This is a genomic window from Candidatus Obscuribacterales bacterium (assembly GCA_036703605.1).
Taxonomy (GTDB): Bacteria; Cyanobacteriota; Cyanobacteriia; order RECH01; family RECH01; genus RECH01.
In genome coordinates, this window is sequence record DATNRH010001189.1 from 1 (window position 1) to 1,831 (window position 1,831).

The following is a 1,831-nucleotide window of genomic DNA, read 5'->3' on the forward strand; positions in this document are numbered from 1 at the left end:
AACCCTTTTCGTAACAACAATTCTATCCTGCCCTTCCCCTAGCTCAAGATGAACAGAGCGGTACCGTTTGCACAGAGGGGGCACGAGAACGTCAAAAAAAATCCCGCTCTTAGAGAACGAGATCATTTCAATTGACGATAAACAAAGCTGAGTTTTGATGTTGAGCGGTTAGTATCTCCAAATGGAACGGTAATGTTACATTTGGAGACCTAGATAGAGCTTGAGATTCGGTGGGGACTATCCTAGATCCGGCCAACTGATCATGGTGATGAGTCTGCCGAACTGCTGGTCATAACTTCAGGGTTGCCTCATCGTCATCCCGATGAATGCTGGTGCTTTAAATCCGAAATTTATGTGATCATAGTCACATCTCTAGTGGCCGATGCGATTGTCTTCGATCCACTTCACCACGTCCGACTCCGACTCAGCGTAGAGGGCTTTGCCGGTGCCTGGATCGTAGGCATACCACCATGTATCGCCATTGGTGCCAGATAGCTTCTCGACTTGGAGCTTGGAGCTATCTTCAATGGCCACCAAGAGCCACTGCCAAAATCGTTGGATTAAGTTGAGAGAAGGGGCGATCGCTCCCTTCGTAGACCATTCTGCCGCCAGTTGCTGTTGTTCTACTTCCAGAAGCGCAAGCAGGCGACTGTCATTGTGCTGCTGAGCAGACTCCATGCGTCGGGCAAGGTGGGCGAGAAGGTTGGTGTAGTGCTGATGATGAAGCCGCACATCGCTAGATTGAGTCGCGTTCATGGCAATCCGGTTAAAAATGGAACTAAAGATTAATTTTATTTCTGTAGCAACAGCTACTCTTTTATTCTAGCCGGTGTGTGTGTAAATGAACATACACCTAGAAAGGTTTGCGTAGTGCATGTCTGGTATCCCTGACAACAGGGAGCGATCGCCCATCCTGGTAGAGATCATTCCAGGGCTGGTAGTAACCCGCCCATCCCCAATCTGATCGATGAACACATCGGTGGACTATTCTGGAACCCTGCGCCATGACTCTGACTTCAACGACTACGATTCCTGTGATTGACTTTGGCCCCTTTCTCCAAGGCGATGAACGCGATCGCGATCGCATTGCCCAGGAGATTTACCAGGCCTGTTCCACCATCGGCTTCATGTATCTACGCAATCACGGCATTCCCGTCGAACTACTCCAGCAGCTCTTGGTGCAAGCCCAAATCTTTTTTCAGCTTCCCTTAGATCTTAAGGAAACCGTGGCGCGATCGCCCGATACCAACTGCGGCTACATTGGTGTGCAAACGGAGCGCCTGGATCCAAGCCAGCCTTGGGATCTCAAAGAGGCGTTTAATATGGGACTGGAAGTCGTTTGGCCCGCAGAGCCGGTGACCTTTCAGCCTGTGGTGTCTGAGTTTTATCGCTGTTGCACCGAACAGGTTGCGCCCAATGTGCTGCAAGCCTTTGCCATCGCTCTGGATTTGCCCCATGACTACTTCGGCGACAAGCACGGTCGCAACTATTTTCTACGTATGTTGCACTACCCACCGGTTGACCAACAGCCCCAGCCCGGACAACTGCGCGCCGGAGCCCACACCGACTATGGGAGCATTACCCTACTGCTGCAAGATGACATAGGCGGCCTAGAAGTGCAAACTCGTGATGGTCAATGGATTGCCGCGCCACCGATTCCAGGCACCGTGGTGGTGAATGTGGGAGATGCTATGCAGCGCTGGACCAATGATAGGCTCAGCTCCACTCGCCATCGAGTCACCGTGCCCACGGGCGACGATGCCGGGCGATCGCGCTACTCGGTGGCCCTGTTTTGTGATCCTAATCCTGAGGTGCTGATCGACTGCCTACC

At 52.2% G+C, this 1,831-nt stretch carries 2 protein-coding genes; one reads left to right on the forward strand and one right to left on the reverse strand.

Translation table 11 applies throughout. The features are described 5' to 3' along the window. Positions 1 to 372: 372 nt before the first annotated feature. A complete protein-coding gene (locus tag V6D20_24715; GenBank protein HEY9818985.1) occupies positions 373 to 756 on the reverse strand; it encodes a hypothetical protein in 384 nt (127 codons plus the stop codon). A 248-nt stretch (positions 757 to 1,004) separates the two neighbouring features. Between V6D20_24715 and V6D20_24720 the strand changes: the two genes are divergently transcribed. Further along, positions 1,005 to 1,831: 2OG-Fe(II) oxygenase family protein (locus V6D20_24720; GenBank protein HEY9818986.1), on the forward strand; the 827-nt coding region annotated here is incomplete at its 3' end.